The following is a 25,087-nucleotide window of genomic DNA, read 5'->3' as shown; positions in this document are numbered from 1 at the left end:
GGGATCAGGCGCGACCGCCGGTCGGCGCCGGAGCCGCAGCCGGGGCTGCGACCGTGGTCAGGGAGCACGGCTTGCGGAAGATCTGCGGCGCGTCGATGCAGGAGTAGGTCTGCTGGCCGGCTCCATCCTTGAAGCGCACCACGATGCCCTCTCCCGACGCGCAGCGCACCTCATAGAAGGAGCCGCGATCGGCGTTGTCGCCCATCCAGGCCACGTCTTCGACGCGACAGGCCGCGGCGTCCGTTCCGGCCACCAGCTTCGGCCATTCCGCCTCCGCCTCTTCATCGGTGGAGTACCGGCAGGAAATGTCGGTCCTCAGTCCCAGCTCCCAGCAGGAAGTCACCCGCCACGCATCCGCCCGCCGCTCCAGACGCCAGCCGTCCCGGTCCGAACAGCCGATCTCGTAGGCGTCGATGGCGGTCGCCACGGCCTGATCGACCTGACACTGGACGCCGGCTTCAGAGCCATAAGCGGTGATCACCGCGACGGGGTTCTGGTTTCCGGCCAGCGCGCACTGAAGGCCGACGTCGGCGGCGGGATCGGCTTCGCGGGCGAGCTGACCATAGCTCCACTGCTGGACGCAGTCGCTGACCTTCGGCGGGGTTTCCGCGTCGTCGCGGTTCTCCATGATGTAGCCGGGGCCCGAGGCGCAGGCGACTTCGAAGATCTTGGATCCGTCCTCGCGCATGCCGATGAAGCCCGTTTCCGTGACCGAGCAGGACGGCACGCCGACGGCGGCCATGGCGGTCGCCTGGCGGGCCACGTCCGCCGTTGTCGGGGCCGTTTGTGGTTGGCGACGCCGACGCTCGCGGTCGTCATCGTCGCTGCGCAGGCGGCTGGCTGCCACGGTCTCCATGGGCGCCGAGGGCGCCGCAGTGTTGCCGTTCGGGTTCTGAAAGGCCCCGCCGGGACGAAAGCCTGGACCCGCCACGGGATTTTCAGTCGTGGCCTGGGCAGAAACGGCACCGGCGGCGGCCAGGGCGACGCAGCCTGACAGGCCGGCCAGAAGGAAGCGGTTCATGGGCAACTCCTGCGCGTGGTTCGGCGGACCCTGACCTTCCACTGCGGCGGGGTCAAGGCGGGCGGCGACGGTCGTCCCGTCGCATGGGGTGGACGAAACCCCGACGGAACGCTTATCTGTCTCGGTTGTTTTAGGAGACGGACTTGGCCGACGGCGTGGGCGATCCTCCGACGAGTGCCGCGCGCGGACTCAAGCATCCCTGCGGGCCACCGCCCGGTGCCGGACAGGCCGTGGAAGTGGCGCCGGGCGTTCTGTGGATGCGTCTCCCGCTGCCGATGGCCCTGGATCACGTCAACGTCTGGGCACTTGCCGACGGGGACGGCTGGACGATCGTGGACACGGGGCTGCGCACGCCCGCATCGATCGACGGATGGAAAGCGGCCTTCGTCGGTCCCTTGGGCGGACGGCCGGCGGTGCGGGTCATCTGCACGCACATGCACCCCGATCACATCGGGTTGGCCGGCTGGCTCTGCGAGCGGTTCGACGCGCCGTTGATGATGTCGCGCCTGGAATATGTGACCGGCCGCATGCTGATCGCCGACGTGGGGCCGGCCCCGGACGCCGGCGCCCGGTTTTATCGCCGTGCCGGATGGTCCGATGGGCAGATCGAGAGCTGGATCAAGGGATACGGCCGGTTCGGGTCTGCGGTCGCTCCTCTGCCCCCCACCTATGCGCGTCTGAGCGCAGGCGACGTCGTGCATATCGGAGGGAAGGAATGGGAGGTCGTGATCGGCGACGGCCACAGTCCGGAGCATGTCTGTCTGTGGCGGCGGGAAGACGGAATTTTCCTGGCCGGCGATCAAATCCTTCCGAAGATTTCGTCCAATGTGTCCGTCTGGCCGACGGAGCCGGCCGCCGATCCCCTCGGCGACTGGATGGAGTCTCTCGACCGGCTCAGGGCGACCCTGCCGGACGACCTGCTGGTGCTGCCCTCGCACGGAGAGCCGTTCCGCGGCGTGCACGCGCGACTGGAAGCCTTGCGACGTGGCCATGAGACGTCCCTGCGGCGGCTCGAACGCCGGCTTTCTGAGCCGGCGCGGTCGGTGGACGTGTTTTCGACCCTCTTCGGGCGCCCCATCGGCGAAGGGCTTCTGGGAATGGCCACCGGCGAAGCCCTGGCTCACCTCAATTATCTGGAGCGTCGCGGTCGCGCACAGCGGTCGCTGGGACCGGACGGCGCCGACCTCTGGACCTCATCGAACGGAGCCCACGCATGACCGATCACATCCGCACGGACCTCTCGGAAGGCGTCCTGACGGTCATCCTGGCGCGGCCAGACAAGAAGAACGCCATCACCCAAGCCATGTACGCCGCCTTGGCCGAGGCGACGCGGCGCGCGAAGGAGGATGCCACCGTGCGCGTCCTGATGTTCCGGGGCGAGGGCGACGCTTTCTCGGCGGGCAACGACATCGCCGATTTCATCGCCATCGGAACCCAGGGCGGGGGTCAGATGACGGACGCGCCGGTCTTCCACTTCCTCAGGTCTTTGGCCGAGCTGGACAAGCCGGCGGTGGCCGCCGTGCGCGGCCGCGCCGTCGGCATCGGCCTGACCCTGTTGCTGCACTGCGACATGGTGGTGGTCGCCGAAGACGCCCTGCTGTCCGCGCCCTTCGTCAACCTGGCCTTGGCGCCTGAGGCGGCGTCGTCGCTGCTTCTGCCTCAGGTGCTGGGCCACCAGCGCGCCTTCGAGGTCTTCGCCCTGGGCGAGCCGATCGACGGTCGGACCGCGCAGGCCTGGGGCTTGGCCAATCGCGCCGTCCCCGCCGATCAGGTGGAAGCCGTCGCTGCCGACCTGGCCGCGAAGCTCGCGGCGCGTGCTCCCAACTCCCTGCGCAAGACCAAGGCCCTGATGCGGGACGCGGAACGTCTTTGGGCGCTGATGCTGCGCGAGGGCGAGGCCTTCGGCAGCCAGATGTCCAGTCCCGAAGCGATGGAGGCCTTCATGGCCTTCAGCCAGAAGCGTGCGCCGGATTTCTCGAAAGTCGGTTGAAGCGGCGCGGGCGGGGGCGTAAAGCGCCGCGCCCATGTCCGCCCAGCCCCTCTCCGCAGCCCCGATTTCGGTCCAGCCGGAAATCGACGTCGACGCCGACCAGGTGATGGCCCTCATCGACGCCGCCTTCGGTCCCGGCCGATTGGCCAAGACGGCGGAGCGGGTGCGTGAGGCCTCATCCCCCGTTTGCGGTCTGGTCGTGCGCGAGGGCGGTCGGGTGGTCGGGTCGGTCAGGTTGTGGCGCATCGCCGTGGGCGACGCCCCGGCGCTGTTTCTAGGGCCCATCGCCGTGGACGCCGACGCGCGCCGATCGGGCGTCGGGGCGGCGCTCGTCGAGGCGGCGCTGAGCTGCGCCCTGGGCCAGGCCGTGGTCGGCGTCTTGCTGGTCGGCGATCTGCCCTACTTCGGGCGCTTCGGCTTCACGGCTCTGGAGAGCGTGCGGATGCCCGGGCCGGTCGATCCGCGGCGTCTGCTCTGGCGCGCGTCTGGTGTGACCCTCCCTGCCGGCGACGTCGTCGGCGTCCGAGACTGACGGTTTGCATGGGCGGCGACAGCGCCTAGCTTTCCCCCATGACGGACGGTCGATCTTCCGACGCTCTCAGCCGCATCGCCGAAGCGGCCGCGCCGCGCGGCCTGCCGCCCGTGCACCTCTGGAACCCGCCCCACTGCGGGCGCATCGACATCGTGGTCGGCGCCGACGGAACCTGGCGCCACGAGGGTTCGCCGATCCGGCGTCCTGAGCTGGTCCGCCTGTTTTCCACGGTCCTCCGCAAGGATCCGGACGGGTACTGCCTGGTCACCCCGGTGGAGAAGCTGACCATCGAGGTCGAGGATCTGCCCTTTCGCGCCGTGGCGGTGGACGGCGTCGCCGAGGGAGCCCCCGTCTTCACCACCGACATGGGCGATGCAGTCCCTCTCGACGCTGAGCATCCCCTGATCGTGGGCGTGGACGAAGACGGGGCGCCGGCCCCGCGCGTTCATGTGCGGGCCGACCTCTGGGCTCGGGTCGTTCGGCCCGTATTCTATGAGTTGGTCGAGGCCGCGCGTCTGCGCGAGGGGCGCCTGGTCCTCGACACGGCGTACGGGTCCGTCGATCTGGGCGCGGCTGAGGAGAAGGCATGACGCCCGACCTCATGGCCACGGCGCTGGCGCCGATCGTGTCCTGGCGCGCCGCCGAGCCGGCGGTCCGGTCGGACTTCGACTTGAACCCCGACATGACGCCGCCCGGCGGAGATGTGGTGGAGGCCGCGGTGCTGGTGGTCCTGGCCCAGGCTGCGGCGGGACCGGAGGTGATCCTGACCCGCCGCGCCGACACCCTGGCGCGCCACACCGGCCAGATCGCCTTTCCCGGCGGACGGCTCGATCCCGGAGAGACCGCCGTCGAGGCGGCCCTGCGCGAGGCGTGGGAGGAGGTCGGGCTCTCGCCCGACGACGTCAGCCTTCTGGGCCTGGGCGACCGCTATCGGACCGGGACCGGCTATCTGGTGACCCCCGTGGTGGCCTGGGCCGACGCGCCGCCCCGACTGACGCCCTCGCCGGCCGAGGTGGCCGAAATCTTCGCGGTTCCGTGGGCGCATCTGGTCGATCCCGCCAACCGACGCCGGGATCACTATGAGCTGGAGGGCGTCCGGCGGCATTTCTGGTCGATCGACTGGCGGAATCGCGTCATCTGGGGCGCCACGGCGGGCATGATCGTGGCGCTGGCGGACCGCCTGGCCGGTCGGGCGGAGCGCGCGGCGTGACGCGGATTGCCCCCGCTTGGCTGAGCGACCCGGGGACTCGCGCCGTCATGGACGCGCTGGCGACCCGGGGCGGCGACGACTGCGCCAGGTTCGTCGGCGGTTGCGTGCGTGACGCCCTGCTGGGGCGCGAGGCGCTGGACGTCGACGTCGCCACGCGCCTGCATCCCGCCCAGGTCGTCGAGGCGCTGTCGGCGGCAGGGCTGAAGGCCGTGCCGACCGGGATCGATCACGGCACTGTGACGGCCGTCAGCCGGGGTCGGCCGGTCGAGATCACGACCCTGCGCCGCGACGTGGCGACCGACGGCCGCCGCGCCGTCGTGGCCTTCACCGACGACTGGGCCGAGGATGCGGCCCGGCGCGACTTCCACCTGAATGCCCTGTACGCCGAAGCCTCGGGAAAGGTGTTCGACCCGACCGGTCGCGGAATCGACGACGTCCTGGCCGGACGCGTCGTCTTCGTCGGCGACCCGGACCGCCGCATCGCCGAGGATCACCTGCGCATCCTGCGCTTCTTCCGCTTTTTCGCCTGGTTCGGGCGCGGAGAGCCGCACGCCGCCGGTCTGGCCGCCTGCGCGGCGTCGGCTGAAGGCGTGGACCGGCTGTCTGCCGAGCGCCTGTCGGCGGAAATGATCAAGCTGCTCTCCGCCCCCGACCCGGCCGCCGCGCTGCGGGCAATGGCCGGGGCAGGCGTTCTGGAGCGGGTGCTGGGGCGCCCCGGCGATGTGGATCGGCTGGCCTTGGTCGCGCCCCGCAGCGACGATCCTCTCGTGCGGCTGTCGGCGCTGTGGCCCGACGATCCCGACTTCGTCGCGGCGGCCGCGCGCCGCCTGCGTCTGCCGCGCGCCGCTTGGGCCAGACTGGAGGCCGCGGCCGTTCTTCTTGCGCTGGAAGGCGAGGTGGATCGCGCCGCGCGACGGCTGATCTATGAAGTCGGCGCAGAGACGGCTCGTGATCAGGCGCTGAAATCCCCCGACCGCGCGGCGTCGGAGGCGGTGCTCGCCATGGCCGCCCGTTGGACGCCGCCACGCCTGCCCGTGGGGGGGCGCGACGTCGCGCGGCTGGGCATCCCCACGGGCCCGCAAACCGGCGCGGTGTTGAAGGCCTTCGAGTCCGAATGGGTCGCGGACGACTTTCCTACTGAAGGCGTCGCCGAAAGGCTGTCCGCAGCCGTCAGTCGCGTGCGCGGGTCAGAACCGTGACCACCGGCCGGTGATCCGAACCGTTGCGCGCGCCGATGCGCCGTTCGATCACGGTCAGATCACGACTGACCCAGACGTTGTCGATCCCCAGGCCCAGCGCGGCGGGCAGTCTTGCGGGCCAGGTTCCGGGAAACGCCGGCGCCGGCGTCAGCCCACTGCGTTCCGCGAACAGGCGGCCGATGCGGGCGTCCGTCACGCTGTTGAAGTCGCCGGCGACGACGCGTGACGTTTCCGGATCGACCGTCACGGCGCGCGCCAGGGCTTCGGTCTGCCGGATCTGCTCCCACTGGATCTGATAGGGCCAAGGCCGCGTCAGGTGCGCCCCCGTCAGCCGCAGCGGACCCAGTGGGGAGCGCACGACCGTGGTCTGGGCGTGAAGGCCCGCCTCTTCGCGCAGTGGCGTCAGCGGCCATCGGGACGCGATCACGGTTCGCGCTCCCCGGCCCAGCCAGTCGATTCTTGGCGAAGCGGTGCGATGCGGAAACGCGTCGAGCAGATCGTCGAGCGCGGCATAGGCGGCGTCGCTGGTCTCGATCAGGATCACGACGTCCGCCCGCGCCTCGTCGATGCTGCGGCCGATCGCGACGACGTCGTCGTTCCGGACATGAAGATTGGCCGAGTACAGCCGGACGGTGGGAGAGTCCGCAGCCGCCGGCCGGGTCTCCGGAAACGCTTGGGGCGCGGCCGCGACCGCACAGAGCGCCGCAACCAAAGTTCCGGCCAGGATCGCCGCCCGACGACGCAGGGCCACGAACACCAGGGTCACGGCCAAGGCCGCCACCGTGGCTGGGGCCGAAAACTGGGCCGCCAGGTCGAACCATCGGTGGCCGACCCCGCTCAGGTCGGCCAAGACGATCGCCAAGGGGAAGGCCAGCACGAGGCCGACGGCGAAGACCTCCCACACCGTCTGCGCGCGCGGTCGAAATCGTGGCATGGTGAACGGCGCTCGAACTTGGGCGTTGGGAACGGCGGGCAGGGGAGGGGCAACGCATGGCGCGCCGCAGCATCGCCGATATCGAGAAGATCTGGCTGAATGTCGATGGTCTGAAACGCCTTTCGGACCGAGTGATCGGCATCGGACCGTTCGGTCTGGGTCTCGACGCCGTTCTGACCTGGGTGCCGGTGGTCGGCACGGTCTACAGCGTCGGCGTCGGCGGCTGGCTGATCGGGCAGGCGGTGAGGGTCCGGGCCGACGCCGGAACGATCCTGAGGATGGTCGGCTATCTGGCGGTCGACGTGACGACCGGCGAGGTTCCGGTCGTCGGCGACGCCGTCGACGCCCTTTTCCCCGGGCACCTCATGGCCGCCAAGGCCCTGCAGAAGCACATCGAGACCACGCACTGGGTCGAAGGCGCCTATGCCGCCGCCCGCGCGAACGGGGACCACGATCGTCACGTCGAGAAGGTCCGAGCCGACCCGAAGTTGAAGCGCATCGTCTATCTGCACGACTGACTTGCCTTGACGCGGCCGGGACCACGCGGCCAAGTCGCGCCATAACTTTTGCGTGGGGCCGCATGAACGTGGTTTTGACCCGGGACGAGTTGAGCGAGGCCTTGGCTTGCGCGGGGCGCGGCGACCGTGCCGCGTTTCGTCGCGTCTATGAGGCCACCTCGGCGAAGCTGATGGGCGTCTGCCTGCGTATCTTGGCTGATCGGCAACTGGCCGAGGACGTGCTGCAGGAAACCTACGTCACCGTGTGGAGAAAGGCCGAGACCTTCGATGCGACCCGCGCCAGCCCCATCACCTGGCTGGTGACGATCGCGCGCAACCGGTCCATCGACCGGCTCCGCTCGGGCGCAGTCTCGCGCCGGTCGACGCCGATCGAGGCGGCCTTCGACCTCGCGGACGACGCCTCACCTGCCGACGACCTTGTCGTGGTCAAGGATGAGGCCCGTAGACTGAACGGCTGCTTGGAGGAATTGGACGACCGCACCTCGCGCGCGATCCGCACGGCCTTCTTCGACGGCGCCACCTATGAGCAGTTGGCCGATGCCGAGGGCGCGCCATTGGGCACGATGAAGAGCTGGATCCGCAGGGGGCTGCTGAAACTGAGAAGCTGTCTGGAACGATGACCGACCCCCGCCCCGCCCCCGAAGAGACCGACGATGCCCTGGCGGCCGAATTGTCGTTGCGCGTCCTGCCTCCGGCGGAAGAGGCTCGTGCCCGTGCTCGGGTCGAAGCCGATCCCGACTTCGCACGTCGGGTCGAGGCGTGGGACGAGCGTCTGGCCCGCCTTGCGGACGAGATAGCCCCGGCGCCGCCGCCGTCGCTGGGTTGGTCGCGCATCGACGCCGCCACGTCCGCGGCCAACGACGATGGCGAGCGCGTGCGTTTCTGGCGCAGTTGGGCTCTGGGCGCCACCGGGCTTCTGGCCGCCAGCGTCGTCGCCGTCGTGGTCCTGGCCGTCCGTCCGGGGCCGGAGGCGCCCTCCGTCGAAGCCATGCAGACCCCGCTCACCCGCGTCGCCACCCTGACCTTGGAAGACGGGGCGGTGGCCATGACCCTGGTCTACGACCCCGCCACGGGCGAACTGTACCTCGCGCCGACCGACAAGATGGAGGGCGATGCCCGTGTGCCGCACCTCTGGCTGCTCATGCCGGAGGGCGGGGTGCGCCTGGTCGGCGCCATCGACGGCTCCGCGACGTCGCGGCAGACGCTGTCGGGCGCCCTGTCGGCGATGGCGGGTCAGGCCGCCCAGGTGGCGGTGTCCATGGAAGAGCCGGGCCATACTCCGTCCGCCGACGCTCCCGACGGCCCCGTCGTCGCGACCGGCAGCCTGCAGCGCCTCTGAATCCTCGTGACTGTTCCGCCGGTTCGGCGATGCGTCGACTTGGGCGCCGAAGTCGCGACGATTTCTCTCAGTTTTTTCAGTATTTTCTGAATACTGCTTGATTTCAGAAGCCTGATTCCGACGGCGGTTTCCCGCCGCGCCAGCCTCTCCATTCCAACGGAATGGAGAGGCGAGAATGACTGACGAGACTTCCCCGCGGCTGGCGCTGCCCCTGCTGACAGGGGGCCAGATGCAGAAACATGTGACGGTGAACGAGGCGCTGTGCCGTCTGGACGCGCTGGTCCAGATCGCGGTCGTCAGCCGGACCCGTGCCGATCAGCCCACCGATGCATATGACGGCCAAGCCTGGATCGTTCCCGCCGTCGCGACCGGGGCGGACTGGAGCACGATGACCCCCGGCACGCTGGCCGTTCGCCAGGATGGGGCTTGGCTCGGGGTCCACGTTCCGCAAGGCACGACCGCCTTGGTGACGGACGAAGGCCAACTGGTGGTGCGCACCGGCGACGGCTGGACGCCGCTCGGCGCGCTTCTGAAGCGGATCGAGTCTCTGGAAGGTCTGGGCGTCGGAACCACACCCGATCCGACCAATCCCATCTCCGCCCGGCTGAACGCGGCGCTTCTGGCGGCTCGGCCGGCGAGTGAAGGCGGCACGGGCGACGTACGTCTGTCCTTGAGTAAGGAAACGTCCGCCGACGTCGCCTCCGTCATGTTCCAGACGGCCTTCGGTGGACGGGCCGAGGTCGGCCTCGTCGGCGACGACGCTCTGACGATCAAGGTCAGCCCGGATGGCGCGGCGTGGCGCGAGGCTGTGAAGATCGATCCCGAAACCGGTCGGGCCTTGTTCTTGGCTGGCGCACTCCGCCGCGAGACGACCGTCGTCACGAACTCCGGCGCCTATTCGCCGCCGTCCTGGGCGCGGACCCTGCGAGTCTCCCTGCTCGGAGGCGGCGGGGGCGGCGCCGGGGGGCAAGGCGGGCCCTCCGGAACCCTGCGCCTCGGCGGCGGCGGCGGCGGCGCCGGCGGCCGGACGGAACGCGTCTGGTCGACGTCCGACCTCGATCCGGAACTGATCGTGACCGTAGGGATGGGCGGCGGCGGCGGCACTGCGGACTCGGTCGGCGGAGACGGGGGCACGACCTCTCTGAGTCAAGGCGGCGACGTCCTCGCTCTGGCATGGGGCGGAGAGGGCGGCCATCCCTCCGGAGCCGGAGGAAGCGGCGGCGTCGCGCTTTTCGCCGGCAACGAAGGCGGTCACGGCGCGGGCGACTCGCCAGGCGGTGACGGAGGTCAGACGATCGATCCCTGCGGCCCCGGTGGCGGTGGCGCGGGCGGAAGCGTCACGGCGTCGGACGTGGCCCAGTCGGCGGGCTCCGGCGGCAGCGGCGGCTCGTGCGGTTTGCTCGCGCCCGGAGGGTTGGGGGGATCGGAAACCGGCTCCGCCGGCGAAGACTCGGGCGCGCCCGGTCTTTCCACCGGCGGCGGCGGCGGATCGGGCGGCGGCGGGTCCACATCCGGTCCCGGTCATGACGGCGGGAATGGGGGCGACTGGGGCGCGGGCGGCGGCGGGGGCGGGGCGGGCCTGACCACCGGTGGCGCGGGCGGGGCGGGCGCGCCCGGCGTCGTGGTCGTCGTGGCGGAGGGCTGACCATGCCTCATGACGCGCCCGAAGACCGCATCCCGGACGTCGAGTCCTGGGATCTGCCCGACCGCCTGACCTGGAAGGAATGCCTGGACGAGACGGCCTTTCCCGGCCGGCCCGGGTCCGCCCGTCACAACCCGGAGGACGAAGAATGACCGACCTTCACTCTCCCCTCGCCGAAGGCCGCTGGCTGTGGCGACGCCTGTTCGTCTTCCTGTCGGCGGCGGGTCTGCAGGTCCTGCTGGCGCGCTCGATCGATCGCGCGGCCCCCGAGCAGGCCGCGCGCGCGACAGACGGCCTGCTGACCCTCCTGGGCCTGACGCTGGTCATCTATCTGGTCGCGCCCACCGCCCAGCAGCTTGCCGCCCTTTTCGCCCACCTCAAGCTGGGAGGCCGCGCATGACCTTCCGCCTGTCCGAACGTTCGCGGCGCAACCTGAAGGGCGTGCATCCCCACCTCGTCGGCGTCGTCGAGGAGGCGCTGGCGCTCAGCCCCATCGACTTCATGGTCACAGAAGGGCTGCGCACGCCGCGCCGGCAACAGGCGCTGGTCCACGCGGGGGCCAGCCGCACGATGAACTCGCGCCATCTGACCGGCCACGCCGTCGATCTGGCCGCGTTCGTGGACGGCAAGGTCCGCTGGGATTGGCCGCTGTATCCGCGCATCGCCGAGGCTATGAAGGCCGCCGCCCGGCGGAGAGGTGTCGCCCTGATCTGGGGCGGCGACTGGCCGCGTCTGCGCGACGGGCCGCACTTCGAACTGGACCGCAAGGTCCATCCATGAGCGCGACGTCCAGCGCCGAGGGGTTCTGCCGTTCACCGCCGTGACGGCGCCCGACGCCTGCCGTCGATGCGCGGCGGGGTGAGCGGCCGGCGTCCGGCCGTTCACCCGGCACATCGTGCCGCCCTACCCGGCAAGAACTGCCCGCCGTGACGCCGCACCCGGTAAAAAATGCCGTGAAGGCACGTGGTAAATCAGAAGTACCGTAATAATATCAAAGATGTGACCAACAGACGGCGTCGCTGCCTCTGGCCCCATCCTTGCTGCCGCATCTGCCGAGCAAAACGCTCCCGGCAGCCAAAATGGCGTCGGACACCTTGAAAGAAGGACTACGTGCCATGGCGCTGAACAGCGTTAACACGAACGTGGGCGCGATGATCGCCCTGCAGAACCTGCAGACCACCAACGCCGAACTGGGCGTGGTCCAGGGCCGCATCAACACCGGCAAGAAGATCGCGACCGCCAAGGACAACGGCGCCATCTGGGCCATCGCCCAGGGCCAGCGTTCGGAAATCGGCGCCCTGAACGCCGTCAAGGACAGCCTGCAGCGCGGCCAGTCGGCCGCGGACGTGGCCATCGCCGCCGGCGAATCGGTCTCGGACCTGCTGGTCCAGCTCAAGGAAAAGGCCCTGTCGGCCAGCGACACGTCGCTGACCACCTCGGCCCGTCGCGCGCTGAACGAAGACTTCAAGGCCATCCGCGACCAGATCGCGACCGTGGTTTCGAACGCCTCGTTCAACGGCGTCAACCTGCTGAACGGCTCGACCGGCACGAACGGCTACAAGGCTCTGTCGAACGCCTCGGGCTCGACCATCAAGGTCGCGCCGGAAAACCTGTCGCTGGGCGGCGCGAACGTGACCCTGGCCGCCACGGCGACCATCGGCACCTCGACCCTGGCCTCCACGGCCCTGACGACGATCAACACCTCGATCAACAACGTCTCGGCCGCCCTGGCTCGCCTGGGCACCGGCTCGAACTCCCTGGGCACTCACCTCAAGTTCGTGAGCAAGCTGCAGGACACGATCGAAGCCGGCGTGGGCAACCTGGTCGACGCCGACCTGGCCAAGGAAAGCGCTCGACTCCAGGCGCTGCAGACGAAGCAGCAGCTGGGCGTGCAGGCGCTCTCGATCGCCAACTCCTCGACGTCGATCCTGCTCGGACTCTTCCGCTAAGGGCCGATGGACGGAAACGGCGGGCGTCTCTCCTTCGGGAAGGGCGCCCGCCCGCTCGTCCGGCAAGCCCTCCACTCAGGAGGCGCCGGCCCAGAAAGGCCGGTAAGGAGACATGGAACCCAATGCCAAGATAGCCCGCATCGCCCCGGTCGCCGCCCCTTCGGGCTCCGCGACGTCGGGGTCGTTCGACCGCTCGCCCGGCTCACGTGAAGCCGAGGAGGCGGCCCGCTACCGTCTCGTGATCGAAGAGGGGCCCAGCGCGGGCTCCTACGTCTACAAGACGCTGGATAGGGTCACCGGCGAGGTCGTGCGGCAGTTGCCGCGCGAACAGGTCGTCCAACTGATGCAGGGCGGTGACTATGCCTCGGGATCGGTCATCGACACCAGCGCCTGACCGGCTCTCCGGATCGTCTTCCTCCGCCGCGCCGTCCTCGGACAGCGCGGGTTTCGTCGTGGTGAATCGGCGTTAACCATACGCACACGACTCGCCCCATAGCCTCGACGTGACTTCAAAGAGGCACGAGCCGGATGACGAACAGCGTCCACACCAACAGCGCCGCCCAGGTCGCGCTTCAGAACCTCACCCGGACGAACGACCGCCTGTTCGACGTTCAGGGTCGGGTCTCCACCGGCCTGAAGGTCCAAGGCGCCAAGGACAACGCCGCCATCTGGGCGATCGCTCAGGGCCAGCGGGCGGACATTTCGTCCCTGGGCGCAGTAAAGCAAAGCCTCGACCGCGCGACCTCCATCGCCGATGTCGCGCTCGCCGCCGGCGAATCCATCTCGGACCTTCTGAATCAGCTTCGGGAGAAGGTGGTCGCCGCCAAGGACCAGTCGCTCGGGACGCAGTCGCGCCAGCTCCTGAACAACGACTTCCAAGCCCTGCTGCGGGCCATCGGCTCGGCCATCCAGAACGCCACGTTCGACGGGGCCAACATCTTCAACGGGTCGGTCACGCCGGGCATCCGTTTTCTCGCCAACTCCGACGCCACCCAGACGGTGACGCTGTCCGCCAAGAACTTGACCCTCGGCGGCGCGATCATCGAGGTGTCGTTGGCCAACTCGCTGCTGACGGTGACCGGCGCGACGTCGGCCCTGAACCGGCTGGACGATTCCATCACTCAGCTGAACTCGGCCCTCGGCGACATCGGCGCCCAGGCCAAGCAGATCTCGGCGCACTCCAAGTTCGTCAGCAAGCTGGCGGACACGCTGGAGTCCGGCGTGGGCAACCTCGTCGACGCCGACCTCGCCAAGGAAAGTGCGCGACTTCAGGCGCTCCAGGTCCAGCAGCAGCTGGGCGCCCAGGCGCTGTCGATCGCCAATCAGGCGCCTCAGGTCATCCTGTCGCTCTTCCGCGGTTAAGCGAGGCCTAGCCGCGTCGGGCCAGCCTCAGGCCGACCGGCCGGACGCCGATCTGCACCGGGGCGGGCTTCATGCGCGGGCCCGGTTTGGCGGCCAGCCCATAGAGGGACAGGAAGGCGGCGAAAAGAGAACGCGTACGGATCATCGCATCAAACCTTTCGGCGGTGGCGGCGGATCGACGGCGCATTAACGAATCGGTGCGAACACCGTTCCGAGGTCGGACGTTAACCCGGCGTAAGCGCCGATCGAAGACCCTGTTTTCAGGCGTCCACATGATCGACAACAGCTATCTTCTCGGCCTGTTCGGCGGGACGTCCCTGTCCTCCGGCTTCAGCGCGTCCTCAGCGCTGGCCGCTACGAAACGTCAGCCGACGCCGCCCTGGTCCTCCTCCGCCGTCGTGGCCCCTGCCGACGATCGCGTCCGCGCCGCGCTCGGCGGCCGCCGCATCATCGACGAAGACGCCGCCCGTCCTGACGCCGCCGACGCCTCCGGCGACTACCGCCGTCTCTTCGCCCTCTATCAAGGGCTGGAGACCCTGAACTCCCTCTCCAACCGCGCCGCCACCAAGGGCGTGTCCTCGACGGAACTGTCGCTGCTGCAGCGCCGCTTCGACCAGGGGCTGGCCGAGGTCGGGACCTGGCTGGGCGCCACCGAGTTCCAGGACGTCCGCATGGTCCAGGGCACGACGTCGGCCCTGTCCAAGACGACCGCGGCCGTGCGGCGCGATTCCGCCGTCTCCATCACCGCGCCGATCCATGAAGGCGCCCCCGAAGCCGTCGTCGCCGCCTTCCAGGGCGACGTGGCCTTCTCGATCGGCGTCCGCACTTCGCTCGGCACGACCCAGGTCGCCGTCGACTTCGCCGACATGGGCGCGACCCCGCGCACGCTCGACGCCGTGGTCAAACACGTCAACGACCAGCTTCAGGCCGCGGGCGTCCAGACCCGGCTGGGCCGCGAGCAGATCAAGGCCGAGCCCAAGACGGTGACTGTCTCCGGCAAAACCGTCACCCTGCCGCCGGGGCCCGACCGCTGGGCTTTGGCCGTCCGCGGCGCCTCGACCGAGACAGTGTCGTTCTCCGAGGCGGCGCCGCGCGACGCCGTCTACGTCGTCCAGGCCGCCGGAAAGGCCGGTGCGCACGAGGTGCTGAAGTTCCAGTCGGACCAGGACGGCCCGGCCCCCGCCACCGCCGCCCGCGTCGGCGAGACCCAGTGGGTCGACGGCCGCGTGTCGCAGACCGCCCTGCCGCAGGGCTATTCCGCCGTCCGCGCCTCCGCCGCCACCGCCGACGGCGGCCTGTGGCTGGTCGCCGACGTCGACGGTCCGGTCGCCGATCAGGCGATCAAGGGCGCGTCCGACGTGGCCCTGGTTCGCCTCGATTCCGCCGGACGCGTCGTCTCGACCCGCACGCTGGGCGCGGCGAACCAGGCCGGCGGCTATGCCTTGTCGATCGCCGCCGACGGCCGCGTGGCCGTGGCCGGCTCCGTCGTCGGCGCGCTGGAGCCCGGCAAGTCCGGCGACGTGGCGACCGAGGTCGATTCCTTCGTCGCCGTCTTCGACGCGGCGGGTCAGGAGCAGTGGCTCCAGCGGCGCGGCGCCCGCGCGGCGGACGAGGCCACCTCCGTCTCCTTCGCGGCCGACGGCACGGTGGTGGTTGCAGGCCGCGCCCGCTCGGCCATGACCGGCGCCTCCTCCCAGGGCGGCTGGGACGGCTACGTCCAGACCTTCCGCGCCTCCCAGATCTATCCCGGCGCGCCGTGGACGGTCACGGCCCCGGGCGTGGCCCAGTTCGGGTCCGGCGGCGACGACGGCGTCTCGGCCGTCGCCGCCGTGGGACAGGAGGTCTGGACCACGGGCGTCGAGAACGGCCGGCTGATGGTCCGCCGCTGGGGCCTGGACCCCGACGGCCGCCCGACACTGACCGGCCAGCGCGACCTGGGACTTGCGGGCGGCGAGCCCGCCGGCATCGCGGTCCAGAACGGCCGCGTCGTCCTCTCAGGGACCAGCCATAACGCGGCTCTCGAGGCCGGCACCACGACCCGCGCCCACTCCGGCGGCACGGACGCCTATATCATCGCCCTGAACGCCGACCTCTCCGCCTCTCCGGACGACCGCCTGACCTGGCTGGGCGGGGCCGGCAACGACGACGTGGCGGACGTGAAGCTGCACGACGGCAAGGTCTGGATCACCGGCGTGTCCAACCGCCCGGTGGACGCCAAGGAGGGCGATCCCACCCGCGGCTACCTGACCCGGCTCGACCCCCTGACCGGCGCCGTCGAATGGACCCGCGACTGGGCCGGCGACGGCGATCAGGCGCGGCCCGCGACCCTGGCCGTGGCCTCGAACGCCGCCGGCGTGCTGGATCGTCTCGGGCTGCCGAGCGGCGAGATCGCCCAGACCGACTCTCGCCGCCTGGTGGACGCCACTTCGCTGCGCCCCGGCGACCGGTTCTTCATCACTCCGCCGGGCGGCGGCCGCCCCGTCGCTGTGACGATCGACGCCCGCGACACGCTCCAGAGCCTCGCCCGCAAGATCGAGGGCGCCTCTCTCGGCCGTCTGCGCGTCACCGTCGCCGCCGAAGGGGCCAAGGCCGACGCGGATTCGGCGCTGGACTCGACCTTCGCGGGGCTCCAGCGCCTGTCGATCGCGGCCCGCGACGGGCGCGAGGGCGCGGTCCTGACCTCCGGCGAGCCCGGCCGCGACGCCCTGGCCGGCCTGGGCCTGTCCGCCGGCTTCATCGGACCCACGGCGGGGGAGGGGGAGGCGAAGACCTTCGGCCTCGGCCTGCCGCGCAATCTGACCCTCGCGAACGCCGACGCCGTCAAGGCCTCCGGCGAGCGCCTGCAGGCCGCCATGAAGTCGATCCGCGACGCCTATCGCGCGCTCAACCCGGTCGATCCCGCCGCCTCGGCCACGGGCGCGGCGCCCGCCTATCTGACCGCCCAGATCGCCAACTATCAGGCCGCCCTGGCGCGCCTCGGCGGCTGACCGCCGGTTTCCGGCTTCGCGGTTGACGCCCGGCGCGTCGGCAGGTCATTGAGGGGAAAGCCTCTGTGAGCGATCCCCCATGGCCACGCCGTCCGACAACAAAGTCTTCCTGATCGCCGGCGGCGCCGCCGCGATCGTCGTGGCCGTGGCCCTGGCCCTGTGGTTCGGACGGGGCGCAGCCCCCACCGAGCCCCCGCCCGCGTCCAAGGGCGGGCTGACGGTCGACGTGGCCGAGGCTCCGTCGCTGGAAAGCACGCGGGAACTGCGCTGCTTCGTCGCCGGCCGGTTCGTCGGCATGGCCACCTTGACCCAATGCGCCGAGCGCAACGGCCTGGCCACCGACGCCCTGGACGTCGGCATCGACGAGACGGGCGCCCTGGCCGCCGCGCCGACCGCGTCGCTGGCGCCCCCGCCCACCGAGCCGATCGAGATGGTCGAGGCCGAACCCCTGCCGGACATGCCGCCGGCGACGGACGCGGGTCAGCCCGTGGCCGCGCCGGGCGAGACCTGCCTGCGCCACGTCGGCGGCGACTGGCGCCAGGTTTCCGGCTCCATGTCCCTGTCGGCCTGCATCCAGGCCCTCTATTCCGGCACCTGCGTGCGGCCCGGCGACGCTCTGTACGGCCGCTGGGGCAACACGACCCTGCGTCTCGTCCCTGGCCGCGTCGAGCGTTCGGAGAACAACGCCGACTTCCGCACGTTGGTGGAGCAGGACCGCCGCTGCAACCTGGGCCCCGTCAACTGATGCGCTTCCTCGCTCTCGCCGGCGTCCTCGCCGCCGCCGGTTTCGTTTCCGCCTGTTCCCAAGGTGTCGAGGCCCCGTTCGACCGCGGCGTCTGCTACTATGTCGTGCCCGACGAGACGGCCGAGGACGGCATCAAGCTGAACGTCGTGGCCCGCGACCAGCCCCAGATCGAGTTCTGCGCGGCGCGTCTGGAGGAAATGCGCCTGCGCTTCCTCGGCATGGGCGGCTCGAACCGCGAGATCGTCGGCGCCTACCAGGGCAAGTTCATCTTCATCGACGCGACGGGCGTGCTGGTCGGCGACACCCTGACCGGTGGCCGCTACTTCTTCCTGGCGCGCACCGGCGACGGCCGCCTGGCGATCCCGGGCGCCATCCAGCGCGAGATCGACGGCCGCCCGGTGGGGGTCATCGCCGCGCCCGAAGCTCCCGCTCCCGCGGGCTGAGTAAGAACAAATCTGGAACATCCGATCGAGATCGGTTAAGGGTTCCGCACATCTGAGAACAAGGAGCCTGCAATGGCCGGAAGCGTGAACAAGGTGATCCTGGTCGGAAACCTCGGGAAAGACCCGGAAATCCGCTCGCTGAACAACGGCGACCGGGTCGCCAACCTGTCGCTCGCCACGTCCGAGACCTGGCGCGACAAGTCCTCGGGCGAGCGCAAGGAGAAGACCGAGTGGCACCGGGTGGTGATCTTCAACGACAACATCGTGAAGGTCTGCGAGAACTACCTGAAGAAGGGTTCGACCGTTTATGTCGAGGGCTCGCTCCAGACCCGCAAGTACGAACAGAACGGCGTCGAGAAGTACACGACCGAGGTCGTGATCCAGCGTTTCAACGGCAATCTGACCATGCTGGGCGGCCGCGGCGACGGCGCCTCGTCCGGCGGCGGCCGCTCCGACGACGACTACGGCTTCTCCGGCGGCCCGGCCCCCAAGTCCTCGGGGCCGAAGGAAAGCTACGACCTGAACGACGACATTCCGTTCTGATCTGAAAGTGGGGCAGGGGGCCTACAGCTGGCGCGACGACCCGTCCGTGCCGCCGTTCCCCGACGACCGCCCGTTGGTCTTGTTCGACGGCGACTGCGCGCTTTGTTCGGGCTGGGCGCGGACGGTTCTGACGCGGGACCGGGCGCGGCTGTTTCGTCTTGCGCCGGTCCAGTCGCCGCTCGGGCGCGCCCTGATGGTCCACCATGGCCTGGACCCGGAAGACCCGTCGACCATGTTGCTGCTCGAGAACGGCAGGGCCTTCGGCAAGACCGAGGGCTCCATCCGCGTGGCGTCGCGCCTCGGCTGGCCGCATCGCGCCACGATCCTGCTGCGTCTGATACCGAGCGGACTGCGGGACGCAGTCTACGACCAGATCGCTCGCCGACGTCGCCTGATCCCCGGCCGACGCTGGTGCGCCATGCCCGGGCCCGATCTCGACCTCGCCGATCGGGTGCTGGGCTGACCCGCCGCGTCCTGATCCTCGGCGCGGGCGGCTTCATCGGCGCCCAGGTCGCCGCCGCCTTCGACCGAGCCGGCTGGGCGGTGCGCGCCGCCGCCCGCCGTCCGGCCGCCTCGGCCCGCCGGGCGCCCGGCTTCGACTGGGTCGCCCTCGACTTCGCGGACGCCCAGGCCGACTGGGCCGGGGCGCTGGCGGGCGTGGACGCCGTCGTCAACTGCGTCGGCGCCCTTCAGGACGGGGCGGAGGACAGTCTGACCGCGGCCCACGTCGACGGTCCGCGCCGGATGATCGCCGCCCTGCAGGCCGCCGGCGTGCGCCGGCTGGTGCACCTGTCAGCCGTCGGCGCCGACGACGCGGCCGGCACCGACTATGCGCGCAGCAAGGCGGAGACCGAGCGGATGATCGCCGCCTCCGGCCTTGACTGGGTCATCCTGCGGCCTTCGCTGGTCATCGGCCGCGGCGCCTTCGGCGGCACGGGCCTGATCCGCGCGCTGGCGTCCTTCCCTTTCGTCATTCCCATGGTCGGCGGCGACCAGGTTTTCCGCCCGATCTTCGCCGAGGATCTGGCGGGGGCCGTCGTCGCCGCCGTCGACGCCCCGCCGGGGGTGACCGCCGACCTCGGCGGGCCCCAAGCCGTGACCCAGTCCGACCTCCTGCAGAAGTACCGCGCCTGGTTGGGCCTGCCGCCGGCGCCCGTTCTGCGCCTGCCGCTCGCCGTCGCGCGGCCGGCCCTGGCCGTCGGCGACGTTCTGGGCCACCTCGGCTGGCCCTCGCCGCTGCGCACCACCTCGCTGCAGCAGATGAACCATGACGTCGCGGGCCGCGACGAACCGTGGCCCGCCGCGCTGGGCGCACCGCCGCGCGGGTTCGACGCCGTCCTGCGTCAGGTCCCGGCCTCGGTTCAGGACGTGCACCATGCCCGGCTGTGGTTCGTCCGGCCGCTGGCGATCGCGACGCTCAGCCTGTTCTGGATCGCGACCGGGATCATCACCCTGCGGTGGGGCTGGAACGCATCGGTGGCCACGCTTCAGGCCGGCGGCTTCGGCGCACTGTCGCCCTGGATCGCGGGGGGAGGGGCCGTGGTCGACCTCCTCCTCGGCATGGCGATCCTGAAGCGGTCGTGGACCGCCCGCGCCGCCGTCGGCATGGCCCTGGTCTCCGTCGGCTACCTGATCGCGGGGACCTTCAGCCTGCCGCAGCTTTGGTTCGACCCGCTGGGCCCATGGCTCAAGGTCCTGCCGGGCGTCGTGCTCGCCCTCTACGTCGCCGCCACCGAGGCGCGCCGCTGATGGACCTCTACGTCGCGGTCAAGATGATCCACATCCTGTCCGGAGCGGTCCTGTTCGGCACGGGCATGGGCATCGCCTTCTTCATGGTCTGGGCCAATCGCGGCCGGGACCCCGCCGCCGTCGCCCACGTCGCCGGCACGGTGGTGGTCGCGGACGCGCTGTTCACCGCCGTCGCCGTGATCGTCCAGCCGCTCAGCGGCCTGGCCCTGATCCACCTCCAGGGATACGCCCTGACTGAGCCCTGGCTGCTGTGGGCCTATGACCTCTACGTCCTGACCGGCGCCTGCTGGCTGCCGGTCGTCGCCATCCAGATCCGCCTGCGCGATCTCGCCCGCGCCGCCGCTGCGACCGGCGCGCCGCTGCCGGATCGGTACGACCGCCTCTACCGCGTCTGGCTGGCCCTCGGCTTTCCCGCGTTCGCGGCCGTCCTGGCCATTTACTGGTTGATGATCGCCAAACCGGCGTGAGGCGTAACCCTTCGTCACCCGGTGTGACGCGCGCCGCCGCCCGGCGCGTGCCATAGCCGGGCGGTGACCCAGCCCGCCGCGCCGCCGCATCGCCTGACCGCCCTCGAGATCGCCGCCCTGATCGCCGTGGTCGTGATCTGGGGCGTCAACAACGCCGCGGCCAAGGTGGCGACCGAAGAGCTTCCGCCCATGCTGACGGCGGCTCTGCGCTTCGCCCTGGCCGGCGTCTGCCTGATCCCCTTCGTGCGGCCCCCGTTCCCGGACCGGCGCAGCCTGCTGATCATCGTCCTGATGGGCGGGCCCATCCACTACGGCCTGATCTATCTCGGCTTCTGGCTGGCGAACGACGTCAGCCCGGCATCCGTCGCCGCTCAACTGTGGATTCCGTTCACAGCCCTGTTCGCTTTTCTGATCCTGGGCGAGCGCCTGTCGCGAATGGCGCTGCTGGGCCTGGTCGTCGCCTTCGTCGGCGTCGCCTGGATGGCGGCGGATCCGCATGCGCTGGAGGACTGGAAGGCCATCGTCGTCGTCGGCATGGCCAGCGCCGCCTGGGCCCTGACGACCGTCATCGCCCGCCGCACGACGTCCATCCCTCCGCTGAAGATGCAGGGCCTGCTGGCGCTGACCGCCTTGCCCACGCTCGCCGCCGCCTCGGCCTTCTGGGAGCGGGGCCAGCTGCCCGCCATGGCCGCCGCGTCGCCGCTGACCTGGGCGGCGGTGCTGTGGTCGGGTCTGGCGTCGTCGATCGTCGCCACCAGCCTGATGTTCTGGTTGGTCCAGCGGCGCGAGGCGGGCCGCGTCACGCCCTATCTGCTGGCCACGCCGGTGGTGTCGATCCTGATCGGCGCGGTCTTCCTGGACGACGTCCTGACCGCCCAGATCCTGACCGGCGCGGCCCTGACCATGGGCGGCGTCGCCGTGGTCGCCCTGGCCGAGCGCGGCCTCAGAGCCGGCGCGGCGAAAGCGTGACGCGGGCCTCAAGCAGCGAGCGACCGCGTCGCGAGCGTTAGGCCAGCTTAAAGACCCTATCCCGCCGCCACGATCCCGCACGCCACGCGGTCGCCCGCGCCGCCGATCGGCTGGGTCGTGTGGTCGTCGGCCCCGGCGTGGACCACGATGGCCGAGCCGTCCGCGTCCAGCAACCAGGAGCCCGGCCCGGTCGCGGCGATGCGCGCGCGCGGGGTGAACACTTCGGCCATCACCCGGCCGCCCGCGTCGGCGTGCACGTTGGGCAGGTCGCCGTCGTCGGGCCCGTCGGCGTTCAGCAGGCCGTGCGGCTTGCCGCCCTCGCCGCCGTGGATGTGTCCGCCCGCGCTGGTGAAGGCTCCCTCGCACGTGCCGGTCTGGTGCAGGTGGACGCCGTGCCAGCCGGGCGTCAGGCCTGTCGCCTCGACCCGGATCAGCAGGCCCGTCGGTCCCTGCGTCAACACCGCGCGGCCCACCCGCGCACCCTCGGCGTTCACCAGCGTCGCCTCGCCGAAATCGCCCAGCGGGGCCCGATCCCCCACGCCCATGGAGGCGCAGGCGCCCAGCGGCAGCGTCATCGAAACGGCGACGGCGGCGAGGGTTCGGCGGCGCATGATCTTCTCCGTGGACGGCGGGTTCCGGACGGCCCCCGCGGCTTGGCCCCAAAGGCCGATGAATGCTAGAAACCGGGGGCGCGGAACACGTTCCGATTCCGCCGGACGAAAGCCCGAAATCCTTGACCGATCTGACCCCCGAAAACGGCGCTCCCCGGGGCGGCGACGTGGCCTCCATCACCATCGAAGACGAACTGCGCAAGTCGTACCTCGACTATGCGATGAGCGTCATCGTCAGCCGAGCCTTGCCGGACGCGCGCGACGGCCTCAAGCCGGTGCATCGCCGCATCCTGTATTCGATGCATGACCTGGGAATGGAGCCGTCGAAGTCCTATTCCAAGTGCGCGCGCGTGGTCGGCGACGTGCTGGGCCGCTTCCACCCGCACGGCGACGCCTCTGTCTACATGGCGCTGGTGCGCATGGCCCAGCCGTTCTCGATGGGGCTGATGCTGGTCGACGGCCAGGGCAACTTCGGCTCGGTGGACGGGGACATGCCCGCCTCCATGCGATATACCGAGTGCCGCATGGCCACGGCCGCCACGGCCCTGATGGCCGACATCGACAAGGACACCGTCGACTTCCAGCCGAACTATGACGAGAAGGAGCTGGAGCCGGTCGTCCTGCCGACCCGCATCCCCAATCTTCTGGTCAACGGCGCCGGCGGCATCGCGGTCGGCATGGCCACCAACATCCCGCCGCACAATCTGGGCGAGGTGATCGACGCCTGCCTGGCCCTGTTGGACGATCCGGAAATCGGCGACGACGCCTTGCTGGACGTCGTGCCGGGCCCCGACTTCCCCACCGGCGGCGAGATCATGGGCCGCACCGCACCCCGCGTCGCCCTGCGCGACGGCCGCGGTTCCGTGGTGGTGCGCGGCAAGGCCTCGATCGAGACCATCCGCAAGGACCGCGAAGCGATCGTGGTCACCGAGCTGCCCTATCAGGTCAACAAGCAGACCCTGATCGAGCGCATCGCCGAACTGGTGCGCGAGAAGAAGATCGAGGGCATCTCCGACGTCCGCGACGAATCCGACCGCCACGGCATGCGCATGGTGGTGGAGCTGAAGCGCGACGCGTCCGGCGACGTCGTCCTCAACCAGCTGTGGCGCTTCACCGCCATGCAGAGCTCGTTCGGGGTCAACATGCTGGCCCTGAACCACGGCCGTCCCGAGCAGATGGGACTGCGCGCCCTGCTCGAGGCCTTCCTCGAGTTCCGAGAGGAAGTGGTCGTCCGCCGCATCAAGTTCGAGCTGGCCAAGGCCCGCGACCGCGGCCACGTGTTGGTCGGACTGGCCGTCGCCGTCGCCAACATCGACGAGGTCATCCACATCATCCGCTCCTCGGCCGATCCGTCCGAGGCGCGCGAGCGGCTGCAGGCAAAGTCCTGGCCGGTCGGCGACATGATGGCCCTGATCGAACTGATCGCCGATCCGCGCTCGGCTTTGGTCGACGGCGACAAGCTGAACCTGACCGACGAACAGGCCCGCGCCATTCTGGCCCTGACCCTGTCGCGCCTGACCGGCCTCGGCCGCGACGACATCTTCGGCGAGGCGCACGAGCTGGCCGGCACGATCCAGGGCCACCTGACCCTGCTCAGCGACCGCGCCAACATCCTGGGCGTCATCCGCGAGGAGTTGCAGGAGGTGAGGGACCGCTTCGCCGTCCCGCGCCGCACCCTGATCGGAGAAGGCGACGGCGAGATGGAGGACGAGGACCTGATCCCGCGCGAGGACATGGTCGTCACCGTCACCCACGGCGGCTACGTCAAGCGCGTGGCGCTGAACGCCTATCGGACCCAGCACCGCGGCGGCAAGGGCCGCAGCGGCGTGGCGATGAAGGAGGACGACGCCGTCGTCGGCGTCTTCTCCGCCTCGACCCATACCCCGGTCCTGTTCTTCGCCACCAACGGCAAGGCCTACAAGCTGAAGACCTGGCGCCTGCCGCTGGGCAATCCCCAGTCGCGCGGCAAGGCCTTCGTGAACCTGCTGCCGATCGAGCCCGGCGACACCATCATGAACGTCCTGCCCCTGCCGGAGGACGAGGCGACCTGGGGCGACCTCGACGTCATGTTCGCCACGGCGTCAGGCGACGTGCGCCGCAACAAGCTGTCGGACTTCGCCACGGTCAATCGCGCCGGCAAGATCGCCATGAAGCTGGAGGAGGGCGACCACATGGTCGGCGTCGCCCTGTGCACCGGCGAGGACGACGTGCTGCTGACCACGGCCCTGGGCCAGGCCATCCGCTTCAAGGCCGACGACGTGCGCGTGTTCAAGGGCCGGGACTCCACCGGCGTGCGCGGCGTGCGCCTGGCCGAGGGCGACGAGGTCATCTCCATGGCCATCCTCGGCCGCGTCGACGCCACCCCGGAAGAGCGCGCGGCCTACGTCAAGCACGCCAACGCCATGCGCAAGGCGGCGAACGGCGACGGCGAGGACGAGACGCCGGTCGAGGCCGATGAAGATGCCGTCGCCGACGCCGTCCTGTCGGTCGAACGCATCGCCGAACTGGGCGCCGCGGAACAGTTCATCTTGACCGTCACCGAAACGGGCTTCGGCAAGCGCTCCTCGGCCTATGAGTACCGACGCACCGGCCGCGGCGGCAAAGGCCTGACCGCCCATGGCCTGGGCGGTCGCGCGGGCGACCGCCTCGCCGCCGCCTTCCCGGTCGAGGAGACCGACGACCTTCTGCTGGTCACCTCCGGCGGCCAGATGATCCGCACCCGCATGGACCAGGTCCGCATCGTCGGCCGCGCCAGCCAGGGGGTGACGATCTTCAAGACCGCCGAGGGCGAGAAGGTGGTGTCCGTGGAACGGTTGCCGGATTCGGGTGGGGATGACGGGGACGCGATCAACGCGGCGGACTCCACCGAGTCCTGAG

General features: G+C 70.5%; 29 protein-coding genes. 25 read left to right on the top strand and 4 right to left on the bottom strand.

Translation table 11 applies throughout. The features are described 5' to 3' along the window. Positions 1-4 precede the first annotated feature (4 nt). Positions 5-1,021, bottom strand: a complete 1,017-nt coding sequence (locus tag VGN45_RS02975) for a hypothetical protein (protein ID WP_327459140.1) — start codon at positions 1,019-1,021, stop codon at positions 5-7. Between the two features lie 257 nt (positions 1,022-1,278). Here VGN45_RS02975 and VGN45_RS02970 point away from each other — a divergent pair, with 257 nt between their 5' ends. Genes VGN45_RS02970 through VGN45_RS02945 form a run of 6 tightly spaced genes read left to right on the top strand, consistent with a single transcriptional unit; the run spans position 1,279 to position 5,952 of the window. After that, entirely contained in the window at positions 1,279-2,238 is a 960-nt protein-coding gene (locus VGN45_RS02970; RefSeq protein WP_327459138.1) for an MBL fold metallo-hydrolase, read from the top strand. After that, positions 2,235-3,011, top strand: a complete 777-nt coding sequence (locus tag VGN45_RS02965; protein WP_327459136.1) for an enoyl-CoA hydratase — start codon at positions 2,235-2,237, stop codon at positions 3,009-3,011. Before VGN45_RS02970 ends, VGN45_RS02965 begins: the two co-directional genes overlap by 4 nt. 34 nt (positions 3,012-3,045) lie before the next feature. Further along, positions 3,046-3,543, top strand: coding sequence for an N-acetyltransferase (locus VGN45_RS02960; RefSeq protein WP_327459134.1), 498 nt, complete (start codon positions 3,046-3,048; stop codon positions 3,541-3,543). Positions 3,544-3,581: 38 nt separating this feature from the next. Next, positions 3,582-4,133 (top strand): DUF1285 domain-containing protein, encoded by a 552-nt coding sequence (locus VGN45_RS02955; protein ID WP_327459132.1) that lies wholly within the window; start codon positions 3,582-3,584, stop codon positions 4,131-4,133. After that, the gene (locus tag VGN45_RS02950; protein ID WP_327459130.1) at positions 4,130-4,753 is read left to right on the top strand and encodes a CoA pyrophosphatase; all 624 of its coding nucleotides are present in this window, start codon (positions 4,130-4,132) and stop codon (positions 4,751-4,753) included. Before VGN45_RS02955 ends, VGN45_RS02950 begins: the two co-directional genes overlap by 4 nt. Further along, the gene (locus VGN45_RS02945; RefSeq protein ID WP_327459128.1) at positions 4,750-5,952 is read left to right on the top strand and encodes a CCA tRNA nucleotidyltransferase; all 1,203 of its coding nucleotides are present in this window, start codon (positions 4,750-4,752) and stop codon (positions 5,950-5,952) included. Before VGN45_RS02950 ends, VGN45_RS02945 begins: the two co-directional genes overlap by 4 nt. On the opposite strand, the gene VGN45_RS02940 is transcribed toward VGN45_RS02945, so the two are convergent. Next, positions 5,924-6,886 carry an endonuclease/exonuclease/phosphatase family protein gene (locus VGN45_RS02940; RefSeq protein WP_327459126.1) on the bottom strand — a complete coding sequence of 321 codons (963 nt, stop codon included), beginning with the start codon at positions 6,884-6,886 and terminating at the stop codon, positions 5,924-5,926. The two genes, VGN45_RS02945 and VGN45_RS02940, sit on opposite strands and share 29 nt — an antisense overlap. 56 nt (positions 6,887-6,942) lie before the next feature. On the opposite strand from VGN45_RS02940, the gene VGN45_RS02935 reads away from it, so the two are divergent. From VGN45_RS02935 to VGN45_RS02890, 10 genes are all read left to right on the top strand, one after another. Continuing rightward, positions 6,943-7,404 carry a DUF4112 domain-containing protein gene (locus VGN45_RS02935; protein ID WP_327459124.1) on the top strand — a complete coding sequence of 154 codons (462 nt, stop codon included), beginning with the start codon at positions 6,943-6,945 and terminating at the stop codon, positions 7,402-7,404. Between the two features lie 62 nt (positions 7,405-7,466). Further along, positions 7,467-8,024 (top strand): sigma-70 family RNA polymerase sigma factor, encoded by a 558-nt coding sequence (locus VGN45_RS02930; RefSeq protein WP_327459122.1) that lies wholly within the window; start codon positions 7,467-7,469, stop codon positions 8,022-8,024. Next, positions 8,021-8,743 carry an anti-sigma factor gene (locus VGN45_RS02925; protein WP_327459120.1) on the top strand — a complete coding sequence of 241 codons (723 nt, stop codon included), beginning with the start codon at positions 8,021-8,023 and terminating at the stop codon, positions 8,741-8,743. Before VGN45_RS02930 ends, VGN45_RS02925 begins: the two co-directional genes overlap by 4 nt. A gap of 175 nt (positions 8,744-8,918) precedes the next feature. Beyond that, entirely contained in the window at positions 8,919-10,388 is a 1,470-nt protein-coding gene (locus VGN45_RS02920) for a DUF2793 domain-containing protein (RefSeq protein ID WP_327459117.1), read from the top strand. Positions 10,389-10,390: 2 nt separating this feature from the next. Further along, entirely contained in the window at positions 10,391-10,537 is a 147-nt protein-coding gene (locus VGN45_RS02915) for a hypothetical protein (protein ID WP_327459115.1), read from the top strand. Next, positions 10,534-10,785 (top strand): hypothetical protein, encoded by a 252-nt coding sequence (locus VGN45_RS02910; RefSeq protein ID WP_327459113.1) that lies wholly within the window; start codon positions 10,534-10,536, stop codon positions 10,783-10,785. Before VGN45_RS02915 ends, VGN45_RS02910 begins: the two co-directional genes overlap by 4 nt. Continuing rightward, complete coding sequence (locus VGN45_RS02905; RefSeq protein ID WP_327459111.1) at positions 10,782-11,165, top strand: M15 family metallopeptidase; 384 nt, start codon at positions 10,782-10,784, stop codon at positions 11,163-11,165. The genes VGN45_RS02910 and VGN45_RS02905 overlap by 4 nt, the downstream gene beginning before the upstream one ends. A gap of 335 nt (positions 11,166-11,500) precedes the next feature. Next, positions 11,501-12,334: a flagellin gene (locus VGN45_RS02900; protein ID WP_327459109.1), complete on the top strand. Its 834-nt coding sequence runs from the start codon at positions 11,501-11,503 to the stop codon at positions 12,332-12,334. A gap of 112 nt (positions 12,335-12,446) precedes the next feature. After that, positions 12,447-12,728, top strand: coding sequence for a hypothetical protein (locus tag VGN45_RS02895; protein WP_327459107.1), 282 nt, complete (start codon positions 12,447-12,449; stop codon positions 12,726-12,728). A 134-nt stretch (positions 12,729-12,862) separates the two neighbouring features. Beyond that, a complete protein-coding gene (locus tag VGN45_RS02890) occupies positions 12,863-13,696 on the top strand; it encodes a flagellin (RefSeq protein ID WP_327459105.1) in 834 nt (277 codons plus the stop codon). A gap of 7 nt (positions 13,697-13,703) precedes the next feature. Here VGN45_RS02890 and VGN45_RS02885 read toward each other — a convergent pair whose 3' ends face one another. After that, positions 13,704-13,841, bottom strand: a complete 138-nt coding sequence (locus tag VGN45_RS02885) for a hypothetical protein (protein WP_327459103.1) — start codon at positions 13,839-13,841, stop codon at positions 13,704-13,706. Between the two features lie 127 nt (positions 13,842-13,968). On the opposite strand from VGN45_RS02885, the gene VGN45_RS02880 reads away from it, so the two are divergent. The 8 genes from VGN45_RS02880 to VGN45_RS02845 all read left to right on the top strand — a co-directional run bounded on the left by VGN45_RS02880 (position 13,969) and on the right by VGN45_RS02845 (position 21,599). Then, positions 13,969-16,683 (top strand): transcriptional regulator, encoded by a 2,715-nt coding sequence (locus VGN45_RS02880; protein WP_327459101.1) that lies wholly within the window; start codon positions 13,969-13,971, stop codon positions 16,681-16,683. A gap of 79 nt (positions 16,684-16,762) precedes the next feature. After that, positions 16,763-17,428, top strand: coding sequence for a hypothetical protein (locus VGN45_RS02875; protein ID WP_327459099.1), 666 nt, complete (start codon positions 16,763-16,765; stop codon positions 17,426-17,428). Next, entirely contained in the window at positions 17,428-17,871 is a 444-nt protein-coding gene (locus VGN45_RS02870; RefSeq protein ID WP_327459097.1) for a hypothetical protein, read from the top strand. Before VGN45_RS02875 ends, VGN45_RS02870 begins: the two co-directional genes overlap by 1 nt. Before the next feature lie 72 nt (positions 17,872-17,943). Continuing rightward, on the top strand, positions 17,944-18,414 hold the full coding sequence (gene ssb, locus VGN45_RS02865) for a single-stranded DNA-binding protein (RefSeq protein WP_327459095.1): 471 nt from the start codon (positions 17,944-17,946) through the stop codon (positions 18,412-18,414). A 7-nt stretch (positions 18,415-18,421) separates the two neighbouring features. After that, on the top strand, positions 18,422-18,877 hold the full coding sequence (locus VGN45_RS02860; RefSeq protein WP_327459093.1) for a thiol-disulfide oxidoreductase DCC family protein: 456 nt from the start codon (positions 18,422-18,424) through the stop codon (positions 18,875-18,877). Then, complete coding sequence (locus tag VGN45_RS02855) at positions 18,826-20,163, top strand: SDR family oxidoreductase (RefSeq protein ID WP_327459092.1); 1,338 nt, start codon at positions 18,826-18,828, stop codon at positions 20,161-20,163. The genes VGN45_RS02860 and VGN45_RS02855 overlap by 52 nt, the downstream gene beginning before the upstream one ends. After that, the gene (locus tag VGN45_RS02850; RefSeq protein ID WP_327459091.1) at positions 20,163-20,630 is read left to right on the top strand and encodes a DUF2269 domain-containing protein; all 468 of its coding nucleotides are present in this window, start codon (positions 20,163-20,165) and stop codon (positions 20,628-20,630) included. Before VGN45_RS02855 ends, VGN45_RS02850 begins: the two co-directional genes overlap by 1 nt. 63 nt (positions 20,631-20,693) lie before the next feature. Then, positions 20,694-21,599, top strand: coding sequence for a DMT family transporter (locus VGN45_RS02845; protein WP_327459089.1), 906 nt, complete (start codon positions 20,694-20,696; stop codon positions 21,597-21,599). A gap of 56 nt (positions 21,600-21,655) precedes the next feature. Here the strand turns inward: VGN45_RS02845 and VGN45_RS02840 are convergent, their stop codons facing one another. Further along, the gene (locus VGN45_RS02840) at positions 21,656-22,210 is read right to left on the bottom strand and encodes a superoxide dismutase family protein (protein WP_327459086.1); all 555 of its coding nucleotides are present in this window, start codon (positions 22,208-22,210) and stop codon (positions 21,656-21,658) included. 122 nt (positions 22,211-22,332) lie between these two features. Here VGN45_RS02840 and gyrA point away from each other — a divergent pair, with 122 nt between their 5' ends. Further along, positions 22,333-25,086: a DNA gyrase subunit A gene (gene gyrA / locus VGN45_RS02835; protein ID WP_327459084.1), complete on the top strand. Its 2,754-nt coding sequence runs from the start codon at positions 22,333-22,335 to the stop codon at positions 25,084-25,086. Position 25,087: the final 1 nt, after the last annotated feature.

Source organism: Brevundimonas sp. (assembly GCF_035999125.1).
Taxonomy (GTDB): Bacteria; Pseudomonadota; Alphaproteobacteria; order Caulobacterales; family Caulobacteraceae; genus Brevundimonas.
The sequence above is the reverse complement of the archived record's forward strand: the minus strand, read 5'-3'. Positions and strand labels throughout refer to the sequence as shown.